The following is a 25,463-nucleotide window of genomic DNA, read 5'->3' on the forward strand; positions in this document are numbered from 1 at the left end:
GCCGTTAGCCTAAGTTTATAGGCTCGTCCGCTCTCTTACTGCTTATTTTTAGCGGCTGTAACATAGAGACTAAGCTTCACGCCGGAATCATTGCTCTGCTGATCTCCGATAACCAAGCGCGTTGCACTGAAAGTAAATTCCGTCGATGCCGCGGGTAGAGATGTGCTTTCTTTATTAAACGGCGAAGTTCTTAAAAGTATCGCGGGAGAGTTGTCGGAGTTGAGGTTTAACACTGTTGTGACATAGCCGGTTACATCAAGCAAATAATAAGCAGTATTGTTTACCAAATCGATGATATACTCGGCTTGTGTTAAGTTACCATCCAAGTCAGTTACTTGAAGCGGAAAGCCGTTGGCGTTCGAGAAAAACTCATTGTTATTGTCCACCAGATACGGATACAAAACGGGTGGTGCCGGATTGAACTTGGTGACAGAGTATTTCAATGGCGTGATTCGCAAATATGCTCTGTTAACGACAGTGTATGGGTTAGCTTTCAGATCTCGCAGCGTAGGAAATTCAATTCTGGTCATTACGCCCAAGCCAGCCTGTATAAACGACAAATTTTGTGTCTGAGCTGATGGAAGCGATACTCTGCTCGTGGTCGGCAGTTTAGCCAGTTGCGTGCCTTTATAATCAGCCAGAATTCTATTATAGGCTATATTGGTTTGGATCACCGTTGAGTCCTTCTTAACTCCATCGTTTTCAGTCGTGTGATAATGCAGCTGAACTGATGTGTTGGCATCGGACAATTTAAATCCTACCACCGGCCCATTGTCGTTTGCGCCAGGAATCAGTGCGAAACCTTTCACCAAATCAATCCATTCTGTGTTGCTGGAAAGCAAATTGGTTTTTCCTTTATCAAATATCTGCTTGCCAAGATTGTCCGAAAGCTTAATTTTCAATGTGCCGCTTTCACGCGGTGTAGGCACAAACTTCACTCTCCCGAGCGGAGTGGCTGCATATGGAACGGCATAAGTGTTGTAATATGAACTCTTATCTAACAAATCTGCGAGCGATTGGTGAACAGCAATATTCATTGCCACAGTTGTGTCACCGTGCGTATAGCCATCGTAACGCAAGGAAAGTGTCAGCGAGTCGTAAACCGCCAGTTCCGGGATCACGATTGCGCTGCTGATCGTAGGCTCAAAGTAAGCCGCTGACTGGAATTTACCAAAAATCGGATCAATGTATCTTCCTACCAATAGTCGCGCAGCCCCACCGGTCATGACTGAATCCGTTGCCACAGTGGAAAGTGCAACGGAAGCTGTATCCGTAAACTGCACCGAAAAGTCGTCTACATTAGGCTGAACAATCGCTTCAATTTGATCTCCGGAAGGATCGCAACCCGCCAGGGAAGCAGTAATGCCAAATATTATAAGTAATCTAAAAACCGTTGCAGATTTTTTAAGAAAATACCAGTTGAATTTCATTTAATGCAAGAACAGTAAAAAGTGCAAAATTATCACATGTAATCTTAAATACAACACGATTCGCGCAAATGGGCCAAATTTAACAGCCATCTATATTTGCAACAAAACGGTTGAGTAAGACGTAAGGGTTGGAAATGGCTTGCAACAACGCGGCGCAGCAACCAGCCGACCTGTGATCTTACTTACGCCAGCCATTGAGAAAAAGTGGCAAACACATTAAACTAACGTAAAAAGGGAGGCATGTATTTCAACAAAGATCGGCCCGGGCCGCAACAACAATACGGACATGGCCAGCGTTGAAAAGCAGAAGCGAAGGCCAAAGATTTAGACAAAAATTAACATATAATTTTACTTAGCAGTATCAAGATGTTATGTTTGCAAAAATTTTCAAATTGCGCTATCTGGTTTCAATGCTCTGATTGCGGTTAAAATGGGAATGTAAGATCAGAAATTATTTACCAATTTTCTTTTGTATCAATTAGTCAAACCATATTTTTTACATGTTTAATACCTTAAAAAAGACTACGTTAGCCCTTTTAGTTGCTTCAGTCTCGCTTACTCAGTTTAGTTGCAAAGACGATGATCCCGAAGCAGACAAATTAGGAAACTGGTACAGAACAGGCATTCCAAATTTCGGAGGTTCGGCCAGGTCCCGCGCAGTAAGTTTTGTAATTGGAAATAAAGGATATATCGGAACAGGTCTTACCAGCGAAACTGTTCAAAGAGTGAAGGATTTCTGGTCATACGACGCGACTACGAAGATCTGGTCACAAGTTGCCCCCTTTGAAGGAAGCGGAAGAAATGACGCTACCGCATTCGTGGTTGGCGGAAAAGCATACGTAGGAACTGGCTTTGATGGTGTGACTACAGTAGACGGCGGATATAAAAAGGATTTTTATCAATACGATCCTGCAACCAATAAGTGGACTAAAAAGGCTGATTTCGCAGGCGGCACCCGTCAATATGCAACATCTTTTGTAGCGGACAACAGAGCATATGTTGGTCTTGGATACAACGGAAGCGGTTTTTATCAGGATTTTTACGAATACAATCCAACAACGGATAAATGGACTGAAATTGCGACGTTCACAGGCGGAAAACGCAGAGGTGCACTGTCATTTACAGTGGGTGGAAAAGCATATGTTGGATTCGGTCAGACGAACGCTGGAACTGCATCGGAACCGAAAGATCTTTACAGCTTTGACCCAGCTGGAAACGGCGGAAGTGGCGCATGGACAAGAATGGAAAGTAATACAGACGACAATTTTTCAGGAAGATCCTTCGCGACTGCCCTAGTAATTAACGAAAAGGCCTATGTGGTTGGCGGTCTTGGCAAATCGGATACATGGGAATACACACCATCAAGCAACACCTGGACAGCAGTTGCTAACTTCCCAAGTTCTAGAACTTATGCTGCTGGGTTTTCAATTGGCAATGTAGGCTATTATGGAACTGGAAGCTCAGGCACAAACTTGGATGACTTCTGGGCATTTGATCCTACTGTTGCGGAGAATGATGATGACAATCTGTAATGGTGAGTCGTAACAAAAAGATTATTACCACAATCGGCATACTGGCCTTTGCTTCTGCAACCTTTGTTTTTCTTTCCAAAAGAGACACGGGTGCAGGCGGCAAAGGCCTTCGCCGTTTCAAGGTTGAATCATTTGAGGCTGGTTCAGGCTGGGGATATCGAATCCTGGAAAATGGCAAGCCACTTATTGTGCAGCACAATGTTCCTGGCATTGCAGGAAACAACGGTTTCAAAGACAAGCAGTCAGCGCTCAAAACTGCACGGCTTGTCGAGCAAAAATTAGAAAGCGGCATTTTCCCTCCCTCAGTGTCAAGCCACGAGCTGGACAGTCTGGGAATAAAATATTAGATTAGCTTAGCTTAGTCCTCTCCTTTGCGTTTCTTGCGGAACTGATAAGTGCCCATTAAAGGATAATGGTCCGAATATTTCACTTCGTTAAAGGTTTTGAAATCCTGAATTTCCAGCTTTTCCTCACTGAAAAACTGATGATCAATGCGGATAAAGTAAGGCAAGTGATTGAATGTAAACCCGAAACCCTCACCTTTCTCCTCAAAGCCATTGGTTAAAAGTTCTCGCATTTTACTGTAAACGTATCCGTAGGGAATCTCGTTGAAATCCCCGCATACAATGACAGGATAAGGCGACGCATTGATCCAAGATGCGAGCACATTCATCTCGCGCGAGCGGCGCACGAACCCATTGCGCATGCGTTCAAAGGTGATTTTACTTTCCCTCTTAACACCATCCATTTGTTTCTGACTTACAAGATTACCTAGCTTCAATGTCATGGAATACAAATGCACGGCTATAACCCGGACTGTATCGCCTTTAATGTTGACATCGGCGCGGATAAGGCCATTTTGTGCTGCAAAGATCGTGTCTTGTGATGCTATGATCGGATATTTGGATAAGACCGCAACGCCCCAGGAGTTTCCGTGCTTCTCTTTTTTTGGTCGACTATAAAACTTCTGATATTTGAATCCTTGTTCACGAAAGTTGCCATTGAAATCGAATGGCTCCTCGTGTGCGCTGTAATATTCGGAGAGGCACATAATGTCGGGATCAGACTTTTTAAACCAGCTTTTCATGTCCGCAATGCGCTCACGACCATCATTTTTCCACCACGGCTCGTCCCGCTGGAAACTGTGCACATTGTAATTGAGCACCGAAAATGAGCTGCCCGATTCTAATTCAGCAGGTTCATGACCAAATCCGTAGGTCCTAGAAACGAAAACGCCGGCAAGCGCCACCATTACAAGGGGCAGCAATGCTTTTTTCTTATCGATAATAAGCCAGATAGGAATGCTTATCAGATGAACGATAACAACGACTGGCAGAGACATCATCATAAACCCCGCAATCCAACCTTTGAGTGGAATCCAAAGGATGAGTATGTAAATCAGCAGGGTATAAAAAGCAAAACACTTATAGAGGAACCACAATAACTTTTTTAACCCTTTCATATGGCCAAATAACGCATTTTTTAACAAAAATAGAAGAAGGATATCACATTAGAAGACATTGCCATAACTTGTACAAATGATAAAATATTTTTACCTTTGCAAATAATTCTATTTTGATCGATTGATTGAGGGGGTCTTAAATCCCCTTTTTTATTTGCAGTAAGCCGTACATGACGATAAAAGAACAATTGGAAACTTTGCTCGAACCCTTTTTACAGGATAGCAACTGTTTCCTTGTAGACATAATCATTAAGCCTTCCAAGCTAAGTCAAAAAATATCAATTCTTGTTGACAGTGACGAAGGAATTACGATCCAGCAATGTACATCTATCAGCAGGAGGTTAGCGAAGCAGCTTGAAGAGCAAGAAATTTTCGCTGATGCCTACACACTTGAAGTTTCTTCACCTGGCTTAGACCAACCTTTGCTTTTGCATAGGCAATATCTTAAAAACCTGGGCAGAAATTTAAAAGTTACTTTGAAAACGGGAGAGGTGATTTCTGGGACGCTGCTTGAAGCAAGTGAAGAAATTGTTAAGTTAAAATTGCCTGCACCTAAAAAGAAAACGAAAACACCAGTTGACGAATCGGAATTGATCCGCGACGTTTCGTTTGAAGATATATCGAAAGCTTTAATAGAAATTTCGTTTAAATAAAGTTACGGTCAGATTCATATTTCTGATTTGTAATCAATTATATAATATGTATAACTTAGTATCAGCAAATATCTATAACATAAGCAATGGATAGCGGAATATTAATTGAGTCATTCGCGGAGTTCGCAAGCTCGAAAAACATCGATCGTCCTACGATGATCAGTGTTTTGGAGGAAGTGTTTCGTACAATGATTCGCAAGAAATACGGCACCGACGATAATTTTGATGTAATCATTAACCCTGAAAGTGGTGACCTTGAGATGTGGCGCACGCGAGAGATCGTCGACGACAACTCTGAGGACATTTGGGATTATAACAAGATTCCGCTGGCAGAAGCCCGCAAAATCCAGAGTGACTTTGAAGTTGGTGAAGAGGTTGCAGAAGAAGTTAAGCTCGTAGAATTCGGGCGCAGACTTGTTCAGACCGCACGTCAGACATTGATCCAGAAGATCAAGGACATGGAAAAAGAAATCATGTTCGAGAAATACAAGGATCAGGTTGGCGAAATGATCACCGGCGAGGTTTATCAGACATTGAGGCACGAAGTTATCATTGTAGATTCAGAAGGTAACGAGCTTTCATTGCCGCGCACCGAGCAGATCTCGAAAGACCGTTTCCGCAAGGGTGAATCTGTTAAGTCAGTGATCCATAAAGTGGAAATGAACAACGGTTCTCCAAAGATTACGCTTTCCAGAACTTCACCACTTTTTCTTGAAAGATTGTTTGAAGTTGAAATTCCGGAGATATACGATGGAATTATTTCAGTAAGACGCGTTGTTCGTGAACCAGGGGAACGTGCAAAAGTTGCCGTTGAATCTTACGATGACCGCATTGATCCCGTTGGAGCATGTGTGGGTATGAAAGGATCTCGCATCCATTCGATCGTTCGTGAACTTGGAAATGAGAATATCGATGTTATCAATTACACGGATAACCTCGAACTTTTGATCAGCAGGGCGCTTAGTCCGGCAAAAGTGAGTTCAATGCAAATTGACCGCGATGCCAAGCGTGTTTCTGTTTTCCTTAAACCAGATCAGGTTTCACTTGCAATTGGTAAAGGCGGTCAGAACATTAAACTGGCCGGTAAGCTGGTTGGAATGGAAATAGATGTTTTCAGAGACATTGAGGAGCAAAACGACGAGGATGTCGATTTGACTGAATTCTCTGATGAAATTGACGAATGGATTATCAGTGAGTTGCACAAAATTGGTTTGGATACAGCCAAAAGCGTGCTCGCACTCAATAAGGAAGAACTTGTAAGAAGAACCGATCTTGAAGAAGCAACGGTTGAAGAAGTTCTTGACATTCTTCGCAAAGAGTTTGAATAATTTACAATAACCGGCAGGTTTAATCCAGGGGTTAGATCTGCCAATGCAAAACTTTTTTCTACAAATTGCTAATATGGCAGAAGATAAAATGATGCGCCTTAGCCAAGTGGCACGGATCCTGAACGTAGGAATTACTACGATCGTGGATCATCTGTCTGCCAAAGGGTATAAGGTGGAGAGTAACCCGAATACAAAGATTAATTCTGATCAGATTGATTTTCTTGCAAAAGATTTCAAATCTGATGACCTGAGATCATCCCTTTCCTTTAAACCAGTTCAAAGCGAAGCGCCGGTAGAAATTAAGGAAGAGAAAGTTAAAAGTGATGTTGATGGAATCCTTTACTTCAGAAATAACCCTTCGAAATCCGAAGAAAAACCTGTTGTAGAAGAAGCTCCGTCCAATCCTGAGCCTGCTTTTGAGAACCGACTGCCCGGGATTAAGGTGGTTGGTAAAATAGATTTAGACGCAAGAAGAACTGCGCCGACTCCTGCTGCTGCGCCTGAAAAGCCGCAACCAGAAGTGGCAAAAGAAGTTGTTGCTGAAAATAAAGAAGTCTCAGCTCCACCTGTTGAAGCTAAGCCACAGCAAACACCAGAACCAGTTTCTGAAACCAAGGCGCCGGTTCAGTCAGAACCTGAGCCTGTTGCGGCCAAAGTTGAACAACCTGTCATTGCTGAACAGCCAAAGGTTGAACAGCCAAAAGAAGTGAAAGCCGCAGAAGAGCCTAAACTTTTTGTTGAGCCGGTTGCTGAGCAAAAGCTTGACACGGAAACATTAGTTGCTCCACCAGCTGTGCCAACGCCAGCAAGTGTTGCGACAGCGGATGCCACATCCGCCACTTCGCCCGTTGTGCAAGCGCAAGCTGAAACTGCATCACCTGCTCCGAAACAGGAAACTGGAACGGCCGCTCCTGTTGCAGAAGAATCTGGTGAATCTGAACTTATTGAAGCAAAAGGAGAACAATTACGCGGACTTCGTGTCATTGGAAAAATTGAGCTTCCTTCTGATAAAGCCAAGAAAAAAGATCCTGTCGCGTCGTCAAGTGATACGGCAGCTGATAAAAAGCGCCGCAGAAAACGGAAGAGAATTCGTGACGGCGTAGTCGTTGCTGGTGAAAATCGTCCAGCTGCAACGCCAACCGATCCGAATGCACCAAGACCGAAAGAGGCCAATGTGCCGCCTGCTGCAAGCAGGACAGGCAATCGTCCGAACACACCTGGAACGCCTGCTGCTCCGGGCACAACCGGCACTGCGCCGGGCAACACTGCGAACCGCGCAGGAGGACCTAACAGACCAAGCACAAATAGCAGCAATAACAACCGCAGGGGTGTTAAGCGCGAGGAAGTTTCTGACAAAGAAGTTTCTGATAACATTAAAGCCACAATGGCTCGCATGGGTGGTGGAAACACTCGAAATGTGGGACGTGGCGGAAAAGGAACACGTCGCCGGGATCGCGGAGATCAAAACGATCCGAACGGACTCGGTTCAGAAGAAACAAAAGTATTGCGCGTAACAGAATTCGTTTCCGCAAACGATCTGGCTTCATTGATGGACGTAACTGTTCAGGAAGTAATTTCGGTCTGCATGAGCATGGGCATGTTCGTTTCAATCAACCAACGATTGGATGCGGAAGCGATCACATTCATTGCCGATGAATTTGGCTTCGAAGTTGCCTTCATTTCAGCAGAAGAAGAAGTTCAGAATGATGTACAGGAGGAGGTTGATGAGGAAGGATCTCTGATCGAAAGAGCGCCGATTGTAACAATCATGGGTCACGTTGACCACGGTAAAACTTCCCTTCTGGATTATATCCGTCAGGAAAACGTGGCGAGTGGTGAAGCGGGTGGTATTACCCAGCATATTGGAGCATATAGTGTTAAAACTAAAACAGGGAAACAAGTAACATTCCTGGATACACCTGGTCACGAAGCATTTACAGCGATGCGTGCACGTGGTGCCAATGTTACAGACGTTGTTATCATTGTAATTGCAGCGGATGATAGCGTGATGCCGCAAACGCGTGAAGCGATTAACCACGCACAAGTGGCTGGTGCGCCGATCGTATTTGCATTCAGTAAAGTGGATAAGGCAGGTGCTAACACGGAAAAAATTCGTGAAGAACTTGCTAATATGAACCTCTTGGTCGAAGAATGGGGTGGTAAATACCAAACTCAGGAAATCTCGTCCAAGTCGGGAATGGGGATCGATCTGCTGCTTGAAAAAGTATTGCTCGAGGCAGAATTATTGGAATTGAAGGCAAATCCAAATCGTCGTGCAGCGGGAGCAGTTGTAGAAGCTTCTCTTGACAAAGGTCGCGGATATGTAACCACGATTCTGGTGCAGACTGGAACCTTGAAAGTGGGGGATGTTGTGCTAGCAGGATCTCATTACGGAAAGGTGAAAGCAATGACCGATTATTTGGGTAAAAAACTCAAAACAGCCGGACCTTCCATGCCGGTTCAGTTACTGGGTATCAATGGAGCGCCACAGGCGGGTGATCGTTTTAATGTTTTTGAAAACGAACGTGATGCCCGTGATATCGCAACCAAACGTGAGCAGATCCAGCGCGAGCAGTCTATCCGGACGCGCAAGCACATTACGCTCGAAGAAATTGGCCGTCGTAAGGCGATTGGAAGTTTCCGAGAGTTGAACCTGATTGTAAAAGGTGACGTGGATGGATCGGTTGAAGCCCTTTCTGATTCGTTATTGCAACTTTCTACATCAGAAGTTCAGGTGAACATAATCCACAAAGCAGTGGGTCAGATCTCTGAATCGGATGTAAACCTTGCCATTGCTTCTGATGCGATTGTGATTGGATTCCAGGTTCGTCCTTCTTCAAATGCGAAGAAAATGGCCGAGCAGGATCAAATTGAAATCCGCCATTACTCGGTAATTTACCAGGCGATCGACGAGATCAAGGACGCAATGACCGGGATGCTTGCACCTTCAATTGAGGAGATCATTACAGGAAATATCGAAATTCGCGAAGTCTTCAAGATCAGCCGGATTGGAACAATTGCAGGATGTTATGTTACAGATGGTTATGTAAAACGGAACAACAAAATCCGTGTCGTTCGTGAAGGAATTGTATTGTTAACCGGTGAAATCGACTCACTAAAACGTTACAAAGACGACGTTCAGGAAGTTAGAAACGGTTATGAATGCGGTTTGAGCATTAAGAATTTCAATGACATTGAAGTGGGTGACATCATCGAAAGCTTCGAGCTTCGTGAGGTGAAGAGAACACTTTAAGATTATAATATTTAGTAAAAAACCTGCATCAAGCGATTGGTGCAGGTTTTTTTTGTGCAAAATATTTTGGCAAATGAATAAAACAAGGATGTTTTGAAAGCCGACTAACTCAGGACTTCGAATCTTGCATCTGATAATGGTAAGCCTTTTTAGACGGAATGCGGTAAAGCAGAATCAATCCTAGGACAAAAATCACCAGCAGCGCTAAAATGCTGTTACGCATGCTTCCCGTCAGGTTTTCAACAGTTCCGTAAATGAATGTTCCCACCACGATGGCTAATTTTTCAGTAACGTCATAAAAACTAAAATAAGAAGCTGTATCCGGGATATTTTCGGGAATAAGCTTCGAATAAGTTGACCGGGAAAGCGATTGAATGCCGCCCATTACCATCCCGACGGCGCAGGCAACAAAATAGAATTCCATGGCCTCCGTAGTGTAATAAGCGCCCGTGCAGATCCCCACCCAAATAGCAACACCCACCATTAATGCGAATATATTCCCAATCTTACCCGATAACCAGGCAAACGTGAACGAACCAATGATGCCTACAATTTGAATCAAAAGCACCGTTACAATCAAACTCTGAGAAGGCAGCCTGAGCTCGGTCGCTCCGAAAATTGTGGCCACATACATGACAGTCCGCAATCCCATCGTGTAAATGAAAAACGCGCTTAGGAACTTTGCCAAAAATGGCTGCTGCCTGAGTTTCATAAAAACCCTTTTCAACTCCACAAAACCATTGAAGATCCAGTTTCCTGTTTTCTCTTTGTAAACCTTATTGACCGGCAAATAGCGAAACGGGATTTGCGCAAACAATATCCACCACACGCCGACTGTAAAAAATGAGATTCTCGCCGGAAGCGCTTTGTCCGTAATTCCGTAAAATCCGGGAGCCAGGATCATGCTCAGATTGAAAAGCAATAACAAGACACTTCCCAGGTAACCCAAGGAAAATCCACGCGCGCTGTAAGTGTCAAATTTGTCTTCTGTGGCAATGTCTGGAAGATAGGAGTCGTAAAAAACAATGCTTCCACTCCACCCCACTAAGCTTAATCCGAATAGAAAAACGGAAGGAACAAGGGTGTCTTTTGTGAAAAAATAGAGCAACATGCAGCTGATTGCGCCCAAATAACAGAAAAACTGCATAAAGCGCTTCTTGTTCCCGGTGAAGTCAGCAATGGCTGTGCACAGCGGAACCAGCAAGGCGGTGATTAGAAATGAGGCAGAAACGGTGTATGAAAACAGCACCGAACTTTTAATTTGGTAACCTAAAAAATCTGTGTCAGCACTCCCGGAAGCACTGTGTGCCGTTGCGCTAAAATAAACTGGAAATATACTTGATACAATAACCAGGGCGTGAACCGAATTGGCCCAATCATACATACACCAGGCATTGATTATGGAAGGATCGTTCTTTTTCATTTAATGGAATTTGCCACAAAATAAAAAAAGCGACGGATTTAATCCGCCGCTTTCGCAATTATATGCACATTATACCTATTTGATCACTGGCTCAAAAACCATAATCGTTTCCTGCTCGACTTTATCAACAGTCATTTTGCTTTTTAACCGAAGCTTGCTGTTTGTAAGCTCTTCCACACCGAACTCACCGGAAAAACCAGAAATTTTAATGTCAAGCGTCTTATTATCATTGATTAAATACCAGGTTCCGCCATTAATAACCTGTTTGGAACCCTGATCAATTGCCTTTGTCACATTGTTTTGCAAAAACTGGATGTCCATCACTTCCTTAATCGCCTGCGTCTGTGCGTTAAGCAAGTTGAAAGGGATCGCTTTGCCCGTCAAGTCCGTAACCGTTGACATTCTCCATGGATAGCTGATCAAAATCTTATCCTTTTCGGATGGCCCAGGCGTTGGCGTTTCTTTGTTTTCTTTATCACAGCTCATCAAAAAAATGGCGAACAAAAGGGGGGCAAAAAGCAGTATTCGTCTCATATGTGTCTATATGTTATGTTCAAGGGAATTTTGTTTCTTACTTTGCCATTGATAAGTTGAGCTGGTTTCATTCCTTAGAAATCGGTTCCAGCGAAAAATGCATGGTCAAGCAATGCAAAAGTAACGAATTTGTCCGGTCAATTCTTATGATCCATTTTACCAATATGCCGATTCGAGGCCTTTTCAGCGTCATCATCTATCTTACGGCCTTCTGCACAACCGCATCGGCGCAGGATTGCCAGCCAGATTATATTCTCAACCCGGTAACCGCGAATAACACGATCGAATGGAGCAAGTTTCCAGAATTCACCCTGCCATTCAAGATTATTTACAATGCAACCCGCTTTGGCGACACGCAATCACAACCGTTGAAACACGGATTCAGTCATATTGCCTCATTCAGTGGCCCTGAACCCGGATCGTTGAATGTGGCCAAAAGAGCGTTGATCTGGTATGGCGTCGCCACTTCGAGCGGAGACCAGCCCTGGGCCGACAACGCCCTGCGCAGTCCGTGGGGAAATGATACAGCTGCTTACCGCAGTTATTGGGATAATTATTCCCAAACAGCCAAGGGTTACGACATTATTTGTCTCGACATTGAGCGTATGCAACGTGAAGACAGGGATATCCTGGCGCTGAAAGGCAATGCTAAAATTCCGCAAATCTATCGCAATCTTTCCGACGCAGATTTTGTGGCAACTTATAAAAGAGATATGAGATGGTGGTATACGGAGGCCATCAACCGTCTCAGAATGAAGGGCATCACAGTTCCGATATCCAGTTACAGCGATGTTCCGGTGCGCAACAGCTGGCTTAACGTTACGTCAAACAGCTGGCAGGATTGGATCACCAATTCAGCAAGAACACATTATCTGGTGCAAGGAAATGATGGCAAAATCGGAGGCAGCTTTTACAATGCGATGGACTATCTGACGCCTTCTCCATATTACTATTATGGTTACGACCACCCGATTGGGAAGGATTATCTGTCTTATCTGCTCTTCAATATTGAGGCAAACCGCGCTTGGAGCGATAAGCCAATCATTCCTTTTGTGTGGATGCGCGTCCACGACAGTTATGATTCAAATACGCCTTTCATTGCGCCTTTTGTGGCCGAGGCCACGGCAATTTTTCCTTTTTTCTCCGGTGCAAAAGGACTTTGGCTTTGGGAAAACCCATTCTTTCCGGGCACTCGTCAGGAAAATTACACAGCATATGAGCGCTTTATTTACGGACTTTACAGACTTTCCGGGTTTAAGGACATGTTTGAAGGAGATTATTCACTCGTAATCCCGCAATCTGCGCGTGACAATATGGAGCTTCAAAATCCGATCTGGCGCGGCGTTGTGAAAGGAAGCAACATTTTGATTGCAGCTCAAAATCCCTACGCCGCTGATAATGCAGAAACCTACGTTTTTGTTTCGCATCAAAAGTGGTCAAAAAGTATAAAATTGAAGGGAAAAGAGGTTTTCTTATGCAAATTTGACCTGAATGATATCGTCAATTCCACCGAGCCGCATCTTTCGGACGTTTTTGTTTATTCCAATCCAGTGGATTTTGAAATGAAAGTGATGCTGAATGGTGTCAATGGAGCAACTGATGTGGATTTCGCATTAATTAATACAAAGGGTCAGACTGTCCTTCAAAAGCAGCTAAAATCCAATGCTGGGCAAACGCAGGAAACCATCGCACTTCCCCGGCTTGCTGCTGGCATGTATTTTGCCCGCTTCGCCACCGACAAACGGACGATCACTAAAAAAGTGGTCATTAATCAATAGCATTTCCCATTTCTGATATGAATCGCCTCAGCCAGCAAACCAGCCCATATTTATTGCAGCATGCTCACAATCCGGTTGATTGGTTTCCGTGGGCCGAGGAAGCTTTGAGCAAGGCCAAAGCTGAAAACAAGCCCATTCTGGTCAGCATTGGCTATTCTGCTTGTCACTGGTGCCACGTGATGGAGCGCGAATGTTTTGAAAAAGAGCCCATCGCGGCTGTTATGAATGAACATTTTGTTTGCATTAAGGTTGATCGGGAGGAGCGGCCGGATGTGGACGCGGTTTATATGGATTCGGTTCAGGCCATGGGCGTGCGCGGAGGCTGGCCGCTGAATGTGTTCCTCTTGCCCGACACACGACCTTTTTATGGCGTGACCTATTTGCCTCCGCAGAACTGGGTGCAGCTTTTGAAAAGCATTGATAATGCTTTTAGCAAACATTATGACGAGCTGGTGGGCTCTGCCGAAGGATTTTTGCAAAACATGATTGTGTCTGACACTGAAAAATATGGCTTGACCGATGGCAATGGCAACTATTCGGTCGAGGAGTTGCATCTCATGTTTGAAAAGCTCCAACAAAACTTCGATACAGAAAAAGGCGGAATGGATCGGGCGCCGAAGTTTCCGATGCCTTCTATTTATAAATTCCTGCTACATTATTACGATTCAACCCAAAATCCGGAAGCATTAGCCCAGCTCGAACTGTCACTCAACCGCATTGCATTGGGAGGGATTTATGACCATGTCGGGGGCGGATGGGCTCGATATTCTGTTGATGATGAGTGGTTTATCCCACATTTTGAAAAAATGCTTTATGACAACGGCCAGTTGCTGAGCATTTACGCAGAAGCTTACTCGCTAACAAAAAACCCACTTTATGCTGATCGCATGATCCAAACGATTGATTGGCTCAGAAAAGAAATGCAAAATCCGGAAGGCGGTTTTTATGCGGCATTGGATGCGGACAGCGAAGGCGTTGAAGGGAAATTTTATATCTGGACAAAGGCAGAGCTCAGCCAAATTTTAGGGGAAGATTTTGAATGGTTTGGAAAGCTTTACAACATTTCAGAACACGGAAATTGGGAAGAAGGCCACAATCACCTGCATCTGACGCAAACCGTGGAGCAAACTGCGAAAAGCTTGAATCTTAATGTGCCCGATCTTCAAACGAAATACATTAATGCGCTTCAAAAGTTGGCAGAGAAACGCGCTGAAAAAATCCGTCCCGGTCTGGATGATAAGACGCTTGCTTCATGGAATGGACTGGTAGTTAAAGGCTTAGCAGACTGTTATCGTGCGCTTGGGAAAGAATACATTCGTGAACTGGCGGTCGCAGCCGGAACATTCATTCGCGATCGGATGAGTGTTGAGAATAAATTAATGCATAGTTATAAAAACGGACAAGCTAGCGTTATCGGCTTTTTGGAAGATTACGCTGCGGTTATCGAAGCATATCTGGCGTTATATCAAATCACATTTGATGAGGCATGGATCACTTTGGCCAAAAATCTGGCCGACTATACAATCCAGAATTTCTATGACGAAAAAGAAGGCTTTTTTCACTTTACAGACGCTTCTGGGGAAGCATTGATCGCCCGTAAAAAAGAGCTTTTCGACAATGTAATGCCATCTTCCAATTCAATCATGGCGCATAATCTTTATATTTTAGGCCTCATGCTGGACCAGGATGAATACACTAAAATGTCGGATGTGATGCTCTCAAAAATGAGCAAAATGATGCTGACGGACGTGCAATGGGTGACCAACTGGGCGGCACTTTATTGCATGCGCGCAACGCCAACTGCTGAAATTGTGATAGTAGGCGTCGAAGCTGATGAGATGCGCAAGGACCTTGACCGCTTTTTTGTGCCCAATAAAATTGTCATGGGTGCCATTGACCGCTCGGAGTTTCCATTGATACTCGGCAGAACCGATATCAATGGACAAACCGCAATTTACGTTTGCTATAACAAAACCTGCCAGCTGCCCGTCACGGAAGTTGAACACGCGCTAGACCAGCTCGCAATGGGCATTTAAAGCAGCGGAAAGTATCGCTCTGAAATGACATTCATATGATGGATCGGATGTCCGATGATCACAAAAGCCAATGCAAGCGCTGAGATATTTGTCTGATAAGCAATGCCCGAACGAAGCAACATTGTCTCATTCATATGCTTGAAAAGCGAAATGGTTGACTGTCGAACCACATTGAATTCCTGCATCAGATCTTCCACACTGCGCTCCGTCGCGACGGTGTTAGCAGCCAATAATTCCTCATCATATCCGGGAAGTGTCGTTTTGTCATTTCGGGAAAAACGCAGCGCGCGATAGGACATAATGCGCTCGTTATCAATTACATGCTGCAAAATATCTTTAACACTCCATTTCCCTTCTGCATAAGCCCGATTCTGCAACGCAACGAGCTTCTGCGTTTCTGCGTAAACATTATCGGGTGAATATTTTTCAAAAGCTTCGAAGATGTCAATGTCTTCGACCAGATTAATGTATCGGTCAAAAAACTGGGGCATTGGGTTAATTGCAGATTTTTTCATAAGAATGGCTAATTGCGTTTCGATGGGCAATATTAGTAACCTATCATTGATTTTACGGAATGAATTGACCTAAAATTAAATAAAAACCACCGGTTGCATTTTAATGCGCAGTGAACGACAGTATTTTAAGCAATGCTTGCTTAATTACGTCCAACTTTATTACATTTGAATATAAATCCTCTTAATTTGAAAAGACTGCTACCGATAAGTTTGTTAGCTCTGCTCCTCTACAACACATTTGGGCTGACTTTTGCTGTGCTTTTCTTTGACAAAGATTATCAGGATTCAGCTGTAACTGCTGCGGATGCGGAGCTGAAAGTGATAAAAATGCCGCTTCCCTCATTGCCTTATGGAGGCGATCTTAACATCACTGAGACCCCGCAAGGCCTTATCCGTCAAAGTGATAATTTTTACAATCCAACGGAAGTTCTGCATGAAAATGACACGCTTTATGTGACATTGAAATCGAATCAGGCTGCAAGAGACCACTTTGTGGAACTGGCAAATGCAATGGAAATGCTCAATTCTCCAAACGCTGATCATCCAGAAAGTCCTTATGGTAAGGCAGTTAAACTGCTTGACAATTTGCTCAAAACTTACATTCCCAGCTCGGAAAGCATCAGCTTTTCACCAGGTTCATTTATAGAAAAACCAGCTCGCTTGACAAGCGTTCGCTACAAAAATATCTATTCAGCCATCTTCATGCAGCTTCCAAATCCCCCACCGGAACGCTGCTGAAACGTTGCTTGCCACACCTCATACGCAAGCACGCACTTGAAGAAATATTATTGCAAACTGCATTTGGCAGCCATATCAATAACCTGGCCGCCAAGGCGTTATCCTTCTAAGAATCAAATGTTTAAATCTTTACAAAAAATAAAGCTGGCTTTCGCTATGCTTTTGTTACTGATCGCGTGCGCCGGGCAGTCTGCTTTTGCCCAAATGCCGAATGACGCGATCTACATGTCTAAAAACACAGCTTGCCTTGCACTTTCTTACGGGCATAGTTCGTGGGACAAATACTGGGAAAATTCGCTGAAAAGGGAAAACTTCAATATTGGAACCCACACCACGCAAAACGCTATGGCAATGCTGGCGGTCGGTGTGACCAAAAATCTAAATGTGATCGTGGGCGTTCCTTACGTATGGACACAGGCGAGTGCGGGTAATTTGAGATGGCAAAAAGGATTTCAGGACGCTTCGTTGTGGCTGAAATATCGCTTCATAAACAAATCGGGCTTCTCCTTGCATGCAATTGGCGGGGCTTCTATTCCAATCGGAGATTACATTCCGGATTTTCTTCCAATGTCAATCGGAATTCAATGTAAAACCGCGACAGCGCGCTTGCTGGCAAGATATCGCCACAGCAGCGGCGTTTATCTGACTGCTTCGGGAAGCTATATTTTCAGGAGCAACATTAACATCGACCGCGATGCTTATTTGTCGGACGGACATCTTCACAGCTCCAACAAAGTGGTCGTTCCCAATGCATATGATGCTTCGGCGAGGTTGGGTTATTCCAAATCCGCCATTCAGGCTGAGGTTTTTGCAGAATATGGTGCTTGTGACGGAGGCGACAACATTCGCCGCAACGACATGCCTTTTCCAACAAACAATATGAAAACCACACTGGCCGGGGTTTATGCGAAATTTCAGCCTAAAAATATCGGTGTCAACGCACGTGCCTCTTACGTGCTGGACGGAACCAATGTTGGACAAAGTACTTCTTTTTCTGTCGGCGTGTTGTATCAGTTCAGATACATTAAGTCAGACAAAAATCAAAATATGCATCAATAACCATGAACTTGAAAAACATTACAAAACGCAGTCTTTTGATTGCATATACATGCTTGCTCACACTGCTGGCTGCTTCTTGCAGCAAAACCGTGGATGAGCCAACCGCTTCCATTAACAACCCTTCAAGCCTTGACGCCGATGCCGGAAAATGGAAACCTTATGTGCTGCTTTCATCAAATGAAGTAGCAGTTGCTGAGCCAAAAGCAGTGACTTCGGAAGAATACAAAGCGGAGATTGTCAAGTTGAAAGAAACCGTGGCGAAGATCACGCCGCAGCAGCGCGAACTGGTAAATTATTGGGGTGCAGGCGCAGCTTTCCGCTGGAATGAAATCGGCCGGGAGCTGGCAGCGCGTTACAACACACCGCCTGCCTCTAATCAGGAAGGCAAATATCCGATTCCCGACGCTGCTAATCCTTTGGCAGATCCTAAATTTCCTTTTGCAAATCCGCCTTACACGGCTCGTGCGCTGGCATATTTAAGCGTTGCGCAATATGATGCATTGGTGAGTGCCTGGAACTACAAGTTCAAGTTCAACCGCAAAGCGCCTTCCAAAACGGACGCTTCCATACAAGCGATTCTCCCAGTGACTGACCTTCCGTCCTATCCTTCCGAAGATGCGGTTGTGGCCGAGGCTTCCTTCCTGGTTTTGAAAGCAATGTTTCCGGGTGAAGTTCCTTTCTTGGAACAAAAACTTGCTGAACATAAAAACAGCCGCCTTTGGGCTGGAATGAATGTGGAAAGTGACATTCTTGCTGGTGCAGAACTTGGGAAAGCGGTTGGTGCAAAAATAATGGCGCGCGCGAAAACCGACGGAATGTCGACGGCTAACAACCAGGCCAAAACGGCTGAAATGATTGCGAACGCTAAATCAATTGGAACAACGGAGGTCTGGGTGAGCCAGGAAGTTCCTGCCCGTCCGCCTATGCTGCCCACTTACGGTTTGGTTACACCTTGGAACTTCGATAAAGCAACAGTTGCGACATTACGCGCCGACCCCCCGCCAGCCATTGGCAGCCCCGAATATCTTGAAAACATTAACGAATTGTTAGAGATCGCTAAGAACCAAACACGTGAACAGGCTCGCATTGCCAGCTTTTGGTCTGATGGCGTGGGCAGTTACACGCCTCCCGGCCACTGGCACAGGCGCGCTGCTGACCTTTGTCATAAAAATGCATTCAGTGAAGTGAGAACGGCTCGTACGCTTGCGCTTTTGGGAACAACTTTGCAGGATGCCGGAATTTCGTGCTGGGATACGAAATATTACTATTACTATCCACGCCCAAACCAGATGAATAAAAAGATCAAAACGTCAGTGGGGCTTCCGAATTTCCCTTCATACACCTCGGGACACTCGACATTCTCTGGCGCAGCAGCCGAGTTATTAGCTTATATTTTCCCATCGGAAAAAGAGAAAATTGACGCCATGGCTCGTGAAGCATCCGTTTCACGTATTTATGGATTGATCCATTATCGTTTTGACTGCGAGGCTGGCCTTGCATCCGGCCACAAAATCGGCGAATTTGCCGTGGCCAGAGCAAAGTCTGACGGAGCCAACTAATTATTCGAAGACTAAGAATGCAAAAAATGGCTGCTTGATGAATTTTTCAGGCAGCCATTTTTATTTTTTTAAAATTGAATTGTTATGCAAGATTCGCAATATCAAAAGGCAACTTGCGAAGACGCTTGCCCGTTGCTGCGAAAACTGCATTGCCCAATGCAGGAGCAATCGGCGGAAGGCCCGGCTCCCCTACTCCACCCGGCGCTGCGCCGCTGTCAATGATGTGGATTTCGATGGCCGGCATTTCGTTGAGCCGCATGATGTTATATTGGTGAAAATTGCTTTGGTCACTGACGCCGTTGGTGAATGTAATGCCATCCTTAATTGCAGCCGTTAGTCCCATCACAATGTTGCCTTCGGTTTGCGCCTTCACATTGTCCGGATTCACATAATGTCCGCAATCGATTACAGACATGACTCTGTCAATCTTCACACCCGAATCTTTTTTAGAAACCGCAATGCAACATGCTGAAATACTGCTAAATGAGCTGAAAATCGCTAGTCCCTTTCCCGAGCCTTCCGGCAGTTTTTCTTCCCAATTTGCTTTCTCAGCCAGCGTTTCCAGCACTTTTTTGAACCGATCATCAGACAAAATTTCCATTCTGGCTTTAAGCGGATCTTTTTTGGCAAGATGCGCCAGCTCATCCATGAAGCATTCCTGCCCCCAGCCGAAGTTGGATGCATAAACAGAACGCCACCAAACCACCGGAATGTCTGTTTTCACCCGCGTCCAGCTTACTTTTGAAGCCCCGCTAAATTGATATTTATTGTTTTCGGTGGCGAGCTCGCTGCTTAACCATGAGTCTGCTTCCGTATCTTTCAATTGGCCGAAAACCTGGCCCGCAATGGATTCTCCGATGGCGTGATGGTGGAAACCCGTAATTTTGCCGTCTTCCACAAAACCCTGCATATGGCTGAGCATTCCCGGCCGGTAAGGGCCTTGTGAAATGTCATCTTCACGCGTCCACACAACCTTTACGGGCTTTTTAACGACTTTTGAAATGTGGCAGGCCTCTAAAACAAAATCATGATAAGCCTTGCGCCCAAATGCGCCACCCAGCAAAGTAACATTGATTTTTACCTGCTCCGGCTTGACCTTCATATAGCCGCAAATGTCACGCAGCGCCCAGTCAGGCCCTTGCACGGGAGCCCAAATTTCGACAGTCCCGTCTTCTTTAACATGCGCAACTGCATTTTCCGGTTCAATCGGTGCGTGTGCCAGAAATGGCGTTTCGTAATTGGATTCGATCTTTTCCTTCGCAGCCGCATATTTTACAGCGAAGTCACCCTTTTCCTCCGCGTTGATGCCTTCCTTTTTAGCCGCATCATAAGTGGCCGCGAAGTAATTGCTCGTGCTGACCGTTTTTTCAAGATCGGCATTGTCCCATTTAACCACGAGCGCTTTTTTGCCTTTTAATGCTGCCCAATAACTGGTCGCAACCACCGCCACTGCTTCCGAAGTCCGGTGCGGCATCGGCCTTTCCGTTTTGATCACTTGCAAAACGCCTTTGATCTTTTTTGCTTCCGCGTCGTCAATTGAAGCAACTTTGCCGTGAAGCATGGGCGAGTGCAGAACGCTGGCGTAAACCATCCCCGGCACATCCACATCAATCCCATAAATGGCTGTCCCATTGACACGCTCTGGCACGTCGAGCCGTTTGTTGTATTTTCCAATGAGCTTAAAGTCCTTGGGTTCTTTCAGTTTTGGATCTTTTGGAATTTCCAGCTTGGACGCCTCATCCGCCAGCTCCCCATAAGTGAGGCTCTTGCCGCTTGCCTTATGCTGGATTTTGGCATCTTCTGCGTGACATTCCGAAATAGGCACATTCCATCTTTTAGCCGCCGTTGCGGTCAGCATTTCGCGGGCAGCGGCGCCGGCCTTGCGAATTGGGAACCACAATGCTCTTACGGAACTGCTTCCTCCGGAAGTCTGGCTGCCATATTTGCCCATTCCGTCACTTTGGACGATCAGCACTTTTTCCAGGCTCACTTCCAGCTCTTCTGCTAAAAGGGAAGGCACGGCTTGCGTGGAACCCTGACCCATATCCGGTCTTGGATTTACCAATGTAATGTTGCCAGCTGTGTCAATGATAATAAACGGATTGATTTCCAGCCGCAGAACTGCGGGCGTTATCTTTTTCAGGGAAGCATCCCGGGTGAATCCGGAAATGCCCAATGCGAGCCCAAATGTGGTTATGCCGGAAACTTTCAGAAAGTCACGACGTGAATTTTGTATATTTTCCAATGTTGTTTGAAGCTAAGGTTTGATCGAAACTTTTATCAGCGCTTTCCAATGCCCGTTGAAGAGACTTTCATTTCGTCTGCAGCGCGGTGAATGGCTTTTCGAATGCGGTCATAAGTCCCGCAGCGGCACAAATTTCCGCTCATAGCTGCATCAATATCGGCATCGCTGGGGTTCGGATTGCTTTTGAGCAATGCAGTTGCGCTCATAATTTGTCCCGACTGGCAATAACCACATTGCGGAACCTGCTCTTCTATCCACGCCTTTTGGATAATGCTTAATTTGCCATCGCCAACGCCTTCAATCGTCGTTATCTTATCGTTTTTACCAACGGCTGAAACCGGCAACTGGCACGAACGCGTCGGCTCGCCGTTCAGATGCACCGTGCAAGCACCGCATAAGGCCATTCCGCAGCCAAATTTAGTCCCTTTCAATCCTGCAAAATCCCTTACAACCCATAACAAAGGCATGTCCGGCTCCACATCGACCTTTACTTTTTTACCATTCAGTGATAAATTATATAGTGCCATATCAAAAGGGTTATCAATGTTTATTATCAAAATCACCATGTAAATTACGAATTTTGCCATTTTCTCAAACTAATATTTTGCAAAAAACCCTTTTAACTTGATGAATGGAGCGGCGGGTTATGCATACTGGAAAAACAGCGCTATTTTTACCCGATCCTCACTTTTAAGTAACCAATGATTACAAACGACGCGGTTGTTCTCGGCATCCTGATGCTGATCCTGGCTCTGATCTTTTACACGGCATCAATGGAAACGGGCGGCTGGAAACGCTTCTATTCCTTCGTCCCACCGCTGCTTCTTTGTTACTTCATTCCCGGACTGCTGAACTCGTTTGGCATTGTTAATGGAAGCGTGTCACAGCTTTATCCGGTCGTCTCAAAATATTTTCTACCGGCTTGTCTCGTCTTCTTCACCATTGGCATGGATTGGCGATCGCTGAGTCGGCTGGGGCCCAAAGCGCTTATTGCTATGCTCGTTGGAACGCTTGGGATCATGATTGGCGGGCCATTTGCCTTGTGGATCGTCGGGACGATCAGTCCCGAAACTGTGCGGGGCGAGGGCGCTGATGCGGTTTGGCGCGGATTGTCCACGATTGCCGGAAGCTGGATCGGCGGAGGCGCTAATCAAACAGCATTAAGGGAAGTTTTTAAACCAAGTGACGCGCTGTTTTCTCAGATGGTTGCCATCGATGTGCTCATTGCAGAGCTATGGATGGCATTTTTGATTTATGGAGCCGGAATTGCATCGCGAATCGATCATTTTTTAGGTGCCGACAGCTCGCCTATTGAGCAAATCAAAGTGCAGCTCGACGCACAGCATCAGGCAAATGAAAAAGCGCCTCATGTTCGGGATTACATTTTCCTGGCGGGCGCTGGCTTCGGGGCCACGGGATTAGCGCACTTTTCAGCCGATCTGATTACACCTTACTTATCTGAAAATTATCCTTTTTTGGAAAAATACAGTCTCACTTCCACATTCTTTTGGGTCGTAACCATTGCCACATTCATCGGAATCGTCTTATCAGTGACACCGCTCAGAAAGCTGGAAAATGTGGGTGCGTCTAAATTGGGTTCTGTGTTTTTATATGTTTTGGTGGCCACAATCGGCATGCAAATGGATTTGGGTGCGGTTGCAGATAATCCAGGACTTTTCGCCATTGGTCTGATCTGGATTTTGACACATGCGGTTATCCTGATCATTGTTTGTAAATGGCTGAAAATCCCGTTCTTTTTTCTCGCCGTGGGCAGTCAGGCCAATGTCGGCGGTTCGGCTTCCGCTTCCGTTGTGGCAGCAGCTTTTCACCCTTCTTTGGCAACAGTGGGCGTTTTACTCGCTATATTAGGCTATGCAATCGGCACTTATGGCGGTTATTTAACAGCTTTAATGATGCAATGGGTGAGCGAAGGCTGACATTTTTTCAAAATCAGATCAGGGATCGGCAAATTAAATCAATATGGAAGGCGAAAGTAAACTTGATAAAATCGTTGAAGCCAGAATGAAGCTTAAAGCGCGCTTCGAAGATCAAATGGCTAAAACTCCCTCTGTTTCAGACTCACGCCCAATGGGATCGGGCAAAATTAACCGGCATGGGATGCCGCAATTGCCTGTTGGCCAGGTAAAAACAGTTAAATGGCCCGTGCTGGATCTGGGCTTTAAGCCTGATATTTCTCATGAAAAATGGAAGTTGGTGATCGACGGAGAAGTTGAGTCACCCGTTACATTGACCTGGGAGAATTTTATGGCTTTGCCCCAAACGACAGATGTGAGTGATTTCCATTGCGTTACAACCTGGTCGCGGATGGATGTGCCTTGGGTTGGCGTGAAGTTGGCTGACTTGGCGGCGCTGGTGATGCCCAAATCCAATGCAACCCACATTCTCTGTCACGGTTATGACAAATACACCACCAATCTGTCATTAACAGAAGCATTGAAAGAAGATGTTTTGCTGGTCCACACTGCTGATAACAAACCTTTGGAGCGCGATCACGGCGGGCCTGTGCGCATGATTACGCCGCAGCTTTATGCCTGGAAAGGAAGCAAATGGATCAGCAGAATTGAGTTTTTATCATACAACAAGTTGGGCTTCTGGGAATTGAGAGGCTATTCAAATACGGCTTATCCTTGGCGAAATGATCGTTATAGTTGACTAGACTTGCTAAGTCTTTTAGACTTAGCAAGTCCCGCCAAGTCTAAAAACATCGCAACATCAAATTTCTAAATTTCCAAAACCAATCCATCGTAAGCCAAATGCACATTGGGCGGCAGCTCTTTTTCAATGTCGGCATGTTTGCCAAGCTTGTGGCTCATGTGGACAAGATAAGCCTGCGGAACGGCCAGCTTCGCGATCAATTCCAGTGCTTGCGCTAAGGTGAAATGTGAAAGATGCGGCTCTTTTTGCAATGTGTCCAAAACCAGCACTTTGGAACCTGATATTTTTTGCTGCTCTTTTTCGGAAATGTAATTGGCATCCGTAATATAACTGAAGTCGCCCACCCGATAACCGTAAACGGCCAATTTGTGGTGCATCACTTCAATGGGCATGAATTGCACGCCACGGACGTCAAATGGCTTGTTTTCAATGTTATGCAGCTCAAAATGAGGGACTCCGGGATATCTGTTCTCTGAAAATGCGTAGGCGAACTCGTTCTGAATTTGATCCAAAACCGATTTTCTTCCATAAAGCGGAATGTCGCGCTGCTGGCGGTGATTGAATGCGCGGATGTCGTCGAGCCCGGCGGTGTGGTCCTTATGCTGGTGGGTAAAAATGGCTGCGTCCAGGTCCTTCACATTGGCCCGCAACATTTGCTGACGGAAGTCGGGACCGGTGTCAATTACAAAGGATTTTCCTTTGGTTTCAATCCAAACGGAAGTCCTTAAACGCTTGTCACGCGGGTCGTCAGATCGGCAAACGGCACATTCACAGGCAATAACCGGTATTCCCTGCGATGTGCCGGTCCCTAAAAATGTAATCCTCATCAGGTTTATTCTGTCAAATGCGCCACCACCTCAACCAAACGGTCAAAATTCAACGGTTTCATCAGCGCATCATCAAATCCTGCTTGTTTAAAATCTTCTTCCGAGTAATTTTTAGCATTGCCCGTAATCGCTACGATCGGCGTTTTGGCCGTTTTTTCGTTTGGCAATTTGCGGATGCTTCTTGCGCATTCCATTCCGTCCATCACAGGCATATTGATATCCAGCAGGATAATATCGAAATCTTCTTTTTCGAGAAGTTGCAAAACTTGTTCTCCATTTTTAACGGAAGTGATCTCGTAATGTTGGAATTCCAGAATCTTCCTTGCCAGATTTTGAATAACTGAGCTGTCTTCGGCAATGAGTACGCGCTTTGTGTATGACATGATGGGTCAGGTATTGTGTTTAATGATTTGCC

Annotated in this window: 21 protein-coding genes; 12 read left to right on the forward strand and 9 right to left on the reverse strand. The window is 45.2% G+C overall.

What is annotated here, in order from left to right; all coding sequences use genetic code 11:
* Nucleotides 1-35: 35 nt before the first annotated feature.
* On the reverse strand, nucleotides 36-1,430 hold the full coding sequence (locus tag LZG73_RS02330) for a DUF4270 family protein (protein ID WP_233845886.1): 1,395 nt from the start codon (nucleotides 1,428-1,430) through the stop codon (nucleotides 36-38).
* 500 nt (nucleotides 1,431-1,930) lie between these two features.
* Between LZG73_RS02330 and LZG73_RS02335 the strand changes: the two genes are divergently transcribed.
* Nucleotides 1,931-2,962 (forward strand): kelch repeat-containing protein, encoded by a 1,032-nt coding sequence (locus LZG73_RS02335; protein ID WP_233845887.1) that lies wholly within the window; start codon nucleotides 1,931-1,933, stop codon nucleotides 2,960-2,962.
* Nucleotides 2,962-3,309, forward strand: coding sequence for a DUF4907 domain-containing protein (locus LZG73_RS02340; protein WP_233845888.1), 348 nt, complete (start codon nucleotides 2,962-2,964; stop codon nucleotides 3,307-3,309). The genes LZG73_RS02335 and LZG73_RS02340 overlap by 1 nt, the downstream gene beginning before the upstream one ends.
* A gap of 11 nt (nucleotides 3,310-3,320) precedes the next feature.
* On the opposite strand, the gene LZG73_RS02345 is transcribed toward LZG73_RS02340, so the two are convergent.
* Entirely contained in the window at nucleotides 3,321-4,310 is a 990-nt protein-coding gene (locus LZG73_RS02345; RefSeq protein ID WP_233845889.1) for an endonuclease/exonuclease/phosphatase family protein, read from the reverse strand.
* A gap of 284 nt (nucleotides 4,311-4,594) precedes the next feature.
* Here LZG73_RS02345 and rimP point away from each other — a divergent pair, with 284 nt between their 5' ends.
* The 3 genes from rimP (at nucleotide 4,595) to infB (ending at nucleotide 9,658) form a co-directional block, all read left to right on the forward strand.
* Nucleotides 4,595-5,077: a ribosome maturation factor RimP gene (rimP, locus tag LZG73_RS02350; RefSeq protein ID WP_233845890.1), complete on the forward strand. Its 483-nt coding sequence runs from the start codon at nucleotides 4,595-4,597 to the stop codon at nucleotides 5,075-5,077.
* Nucleotides 5,078-5,163: 86 nt separating this feature from the next.
* Entirely contained in the window at nucleotides 5,164-6,405 is a 1,242-nt protein-coding gene (nusA, locus tag LZG73_RS02355; protein WP_233845891.1) for a transcription termination factor NusA, read from the forward strand.
* A gap of 73 nt (nucleotides 6,406-6,478) precedes the next feature.
* The gene (gene infB / locus LZG73_RS02360; RefSeq protein ID WP_233845892.1) at nucleotides 6,479-9,658 is read left to right on the forward strand and encodes a translation initiation factor IF-2; all 3,180 of its coding nucleotides are present in this window, start codon (nucleotides 6,479-6,481) and stop codon (nucleotides 9,656-9,658) included.
* A gap of 109 nt (nucleotides 9,659-9,767) precedes the next feature.
* Here infB and LZG73_RS02365 read toward each other — a convergent pair whose 3' ends face one another.
* Together LZG73_RS02365 and LZG73_RS02370 are read right to left on the reverse strand one after the other, a co-directional pair.
* A complete protein-coding gene (locus LZG73_RS02365) occupies nucleotides 9,768-11,081 on the reverse strand; it encodes an MFS transporter (RefSeq protein ID WP_233845893.1) in 1,314 nt (437 codons plus the stop codon).
* Nucleotides 11,082-11,156: 75 nt separating this feature from the next.
* The gene (locus LZG73_RS02370) at nucleotides 11,157-11,615 is read right to left on the reverse strand and encodes a hypothetical protein (RefSeq protein ID WP_233845894.1); all 459 of its coding nucleotides are present in this window, start codon (nucleotides 11,613-11,615) and stop codon (nucleotides 11,157-11,159) included.
* A gap of 146 nt (nucleotides 11,616-11,761) precedes the next feature.
* Between LZG73_RS02370 and LZG73_RS02375 the strand changes: the two genes are divergently transcribed.
* Together LZG73_RS02375 and LZG73_RS02380 are read left to right on the forward strand one after the other, a co-directional pair.
* On the forward strand, nucleotides 11,762-13,393 hold the full coding sequence (locus LZG73_RS02375) for a T9SS type A sorting domain-containing protein (RefSeq protein WP_233845895.1): 1,632 nt from the start codon (nucleotides 11,762-11,764) through the stop codon (nucleotides 13,391-13,393).
* Nucleotides 13,394-13,410: 17 nt separating this feature from the next.
* A complete protein-coding gene (locus LZG73_RS02380; protein WP_233845896.1) occupies nucleotides 13,411-15,429 on the forward strand; it encodes a thioredoxin domain-containing protein in 2,019 nt (672 codons plus the stop codon).
* On the opposite strand, the gene LZG73_RS02385 is transcribed toward LZG73_RS02380, so the two are convergent.
* Entirely contained in the window at nucleotides 15,426-15,944 is a 519-nt protein-coding gene (locus LZG73_RS02385) for a DinB family protein (RefSeq protein WP_233845897.1), read from the reverse strand. The genes LZG73_RS02380 and LZG73_RS02385 overlap by 4 nt on opposite strands.
* 186 nt (nucleotides 15,945-16,130) lie before the next feature.
* On the opposite strand from LZG73_RS02385, the gene LZG73_RS02390 reads away from it, so the two are divergent.
* From LZG73_RS02390 to LZG73_RS02400, 3 genes are all read left to right on the forward strand, one after another.
* Nucleotides 16,131-16,682, forward strand: a complete 552-nt coding sequence (locus tag LZG73_RS02390) for a hypothetical protein (protein WP_233845898.1) — start codon at nucleotides 16,131-16,133, stop codon at nucleotides 16,680-16,682.
* A gap of 117 nt (nucleotides 16,683-16,799) precedes the next feature.
* The gene (locus LZG73_RS02395) at nucleotides 16,800-17,741 is read left to right on the forward strand and encodes a hypothetical protein (protein WP_409014301.1); all 942 of its coding nucleotides are present in this window, start codon (nucleotides 16,800-16,802) and stop codon (nucleotides 17,739-17,741) included.
* A 2-nt stretch (nucleotides 17,742-17,743) separates the two neighbouring features.
* Complete coding sequence (locus LZG73_RS02400; RefSeq protein WP_233845899.1) at nucleotides 17,744-19,300, forward strand: phosphatase PAP2 family protein; 1,557 nt, start codon at nucleotides 17,744-17,746, stop codon at nucleotides 19,298-19,300.
* Nucleotides 19,301-19,382: 82 nt separating this feature from the next.
* On the opposite strand, the gene LZG73_RS02405 is transcribed toward LZG73_RS02400, so the two are convergent.
* Entirely contained in the window at nucleotides 19,383-21,545 is a 2,163-nt protein-coding gene (locus LZG73_RS02405) for a molybdopterin cofactor-binding domain-containing protein (RefSeq protein ID WP_233845900.1), read from the reverse strand.
* 35 nt (nucleotides 21,546-21,580) lie between these two features.
* Complete coding sequence (locus tag LZG73_RS02410) at nucleotides 21,581-22,072, reverse strand: (2Fe-2S)-binding protein (protein ID WP_233846473.1); 492 nt, start codon at nucleotides 22,070-22,072, stop codon at nucleotides 21,581-21,583.
* A 174-nt stretch (nucleotides 22,073-22,246) separates the two neighbouring features.
* Here LZG73_RS02410 and LZG73_RS02415 point away from each other — a divergent pair, with 174 nt between their 5' ends.
* Nucleotides 22,247-23,482 (forward strand): DUF819 domain-containing protein, encoded by a 1,236-nt coding sequence (locus LZG73_RS02415; protein WP_233845901.1) that lies wholly within the window; start codon nucleotides 22,247-22,249, stop codon nucleotides 23,480-23,482.
* 43 nt (nucleotides 23,483-23,525) lie between these two features.
* Nucleotides 23,526-24,218: a molybdopterin-dependent oxidoreductase gene (locus tag LZG73_RS02420; RefSeq protein WP_233845902.1), complete on the forward strand. Its 693-nt coding sequence runs from the start codon at nucleotides 23,526-23,528 to the stop codon at nucleotides 24,216-24,218.
* Nucleotides 24,219-24,286: 68 nt separating this feature from the next.
* Here the strand turns inward: LZG73_RS02420 and LZG73_RS02425 are convergent, their stop codons facing one another.
* Both LZG73_RS02425 and LZG73_RS02430 read right to left on the reverse strand, forming a co-directional pair.
* Nucleotides 24,287-25,048, reverse strand: a complete 762-nt coding sequence (locus LZG73_RS02425; RefSeq protein WP_233845903.1) for an MBL fold metallo-hydrolase — start codon at nucleotides 25,046-25,048, stop codon at nucleotides 24,287-24,289.
* A gap of 5 nt (nucleotides 25,049-25,053) precedes the next feature.
* Nucleotides 25,054-25,431 (reverse strand): response regulator, encoded by a 378-nt coding sequence (locus LZG73_RS02430; protein ID WP_233845904.1) that lies wholly within the window; start codon nucleotides 25,429-25,431, stop codon nucleotides 25,054-25,056.
* Nucleotides 25,432-25,463: the final 32 nt, after the last annotated feature.

It is taken from the genome of Dyadobacter sp. CY326 (assembly GCF_021390515.1).
Taxonomy (GTDB): Bacteria; Bacteroidota; Bacteroidia; order Cytophagales; family Spirosomataceae; genus Dyadobacter.

What these genes read in the sequence shown, in the direction of transcription:
- LZG73_RS02340 (WP_233845888.1), top strand. Translation starts at nt 2,962, where the DNA reads ATGGTGAGTCGTAACAAAAAGATTATTACCACAATCGGCATACTGGCC.
- LZG73_RS02330 (WP_233845886.1), bottom strand. Translation starts at nt 1,430, where the DNA reads ATGAAATTCAACTGGTATTTTCTTAAAAAATCTGCAACGGTTTTTAGA.
- LZG73_RS02425 (WP_233845903.1), bottom strand. Translation starts at nt 25,048, where the DNA reads ATGAGGATTACATTTTTAGGGACCGGCACATCGCAGGGAATACCGGTT.
- LZG73_RS02380 (WP_233845896.1), top strand. Translation starts at nt 13,411, where the DNA reads ATGAATCGCCTCAGCCAGCAAACCAGCCCATATTTATTGCAGCATGCT.
- nusA (WP_233845891.1), top strand. Translation starts at nt 5,164, where the DNA reads ATGGATAGCGGAATATTAATTGAGTCATTCGCGGAGTTCGCAAGCTCG.
- LZG73_RS02370 (WP_233845894.1), bottom strand. Translation starts at nt 11,615, where the DNA reads ATGAGACGAATACTGCTTTTTGCCCCCCTTTTGTTCGCCATTTTTTTG.
- rimP (WP_233845890.1), top strand. Translation starts at nt 4,595, where the DNA reads ATGACGATAAAAGAACAATTGGAAACTTTGCTCGAACCCTTTTTACAG.
- LZG73_RS02400 (WP_233845899.1), top strand. Translation starts at nt 17,744, where the DNA reads ATGAACTTGAAAAACATTACAAAACGCAGTCTTTTGATTGCATATACA.
- LZG73_RS02410 (WP_233846473.1), bottom strand. Translation starts at nt 22,072, where the DNA reads ATGGCACTATATAATTTATCACTGAATGGTAAAAAAGTAAAGGTCGAT.
- LZG73_RS02385 (WP_233845897.1), bottom strand. Translation starts at nt 15,944, where the DNA reads ATGAAAAAATCTGCAATTAACCCAATGCCCCAGTTTTTTGACCGATAC.
- LZG73_RS02395 (WP_409014301.1), top strand. Translation starts at nt 16,800, where the DNA reads ATGTTTAAATCTTTACAAAAAATAAAGCTGGCTTTCGCTATGCTTTTG.
- LZG73_RS02335 (WP_233845887.1), top strand. Translation starts at nt 1,931, where the DNA reads ATGTTTAATACCTTAAAAAAGACTACGTTAGCCCTTTTAGTTGCTTCA.
- LZG73_RS02420 (WP_233845902.1), top strand. Translation starts at nt 23,526, where the DNA reads ATGGAAGGCGAAAGTAAACTTGATAAAATCGTTGAAGCCAGAATGAAG.
- infB (WP_233845892.1), top strand. Translation starts at nt 6,479, where the DNA reads ATGGCAGAAGATAAAATGATGCGCCTTAGCCAAGTGGCACGGATCCTG.
- LZG73_RS02415 (WP_233845901.1), top strand. Translation starts at nt 22,247, where the DNA reads ATGATTACAAACGACGCGGTTGTTCTCGGCATCCTGATGCTGATCCTG.
- LZG73_RS02365 (WP_233845893.1), bottom strand. Translation starts at nt 11,081, where the DNA reads ATGAAAAAGAACGATCCTTCCATAATCAATGCCTGGTGTATGTATGAT.
- LZG73_RS02345 (WP_233845889.1), bottom strand. Translation starts at nt 4,310, where the DNA reads ATGATGATGTCTCTGCCAGTCGTTGTTATCGTTCATCTGATAAGCATT.
- LZG73_RS02430 (WP_233845904.1), bottom strand. Translation starts at nt 25,431, where the DNA reads ATGTCATACACAAAGCGCGTACTCATTGCCGAAGACAGCTCAGTTATT.
- LZG73_RS02375 (WP_233845895.1), top strand. Translation starts at nt 11,762, where the DNA reads ATGATCCATTTTACCAATATGCCGATTCGAGGCCTTTTCAGCGTCATC.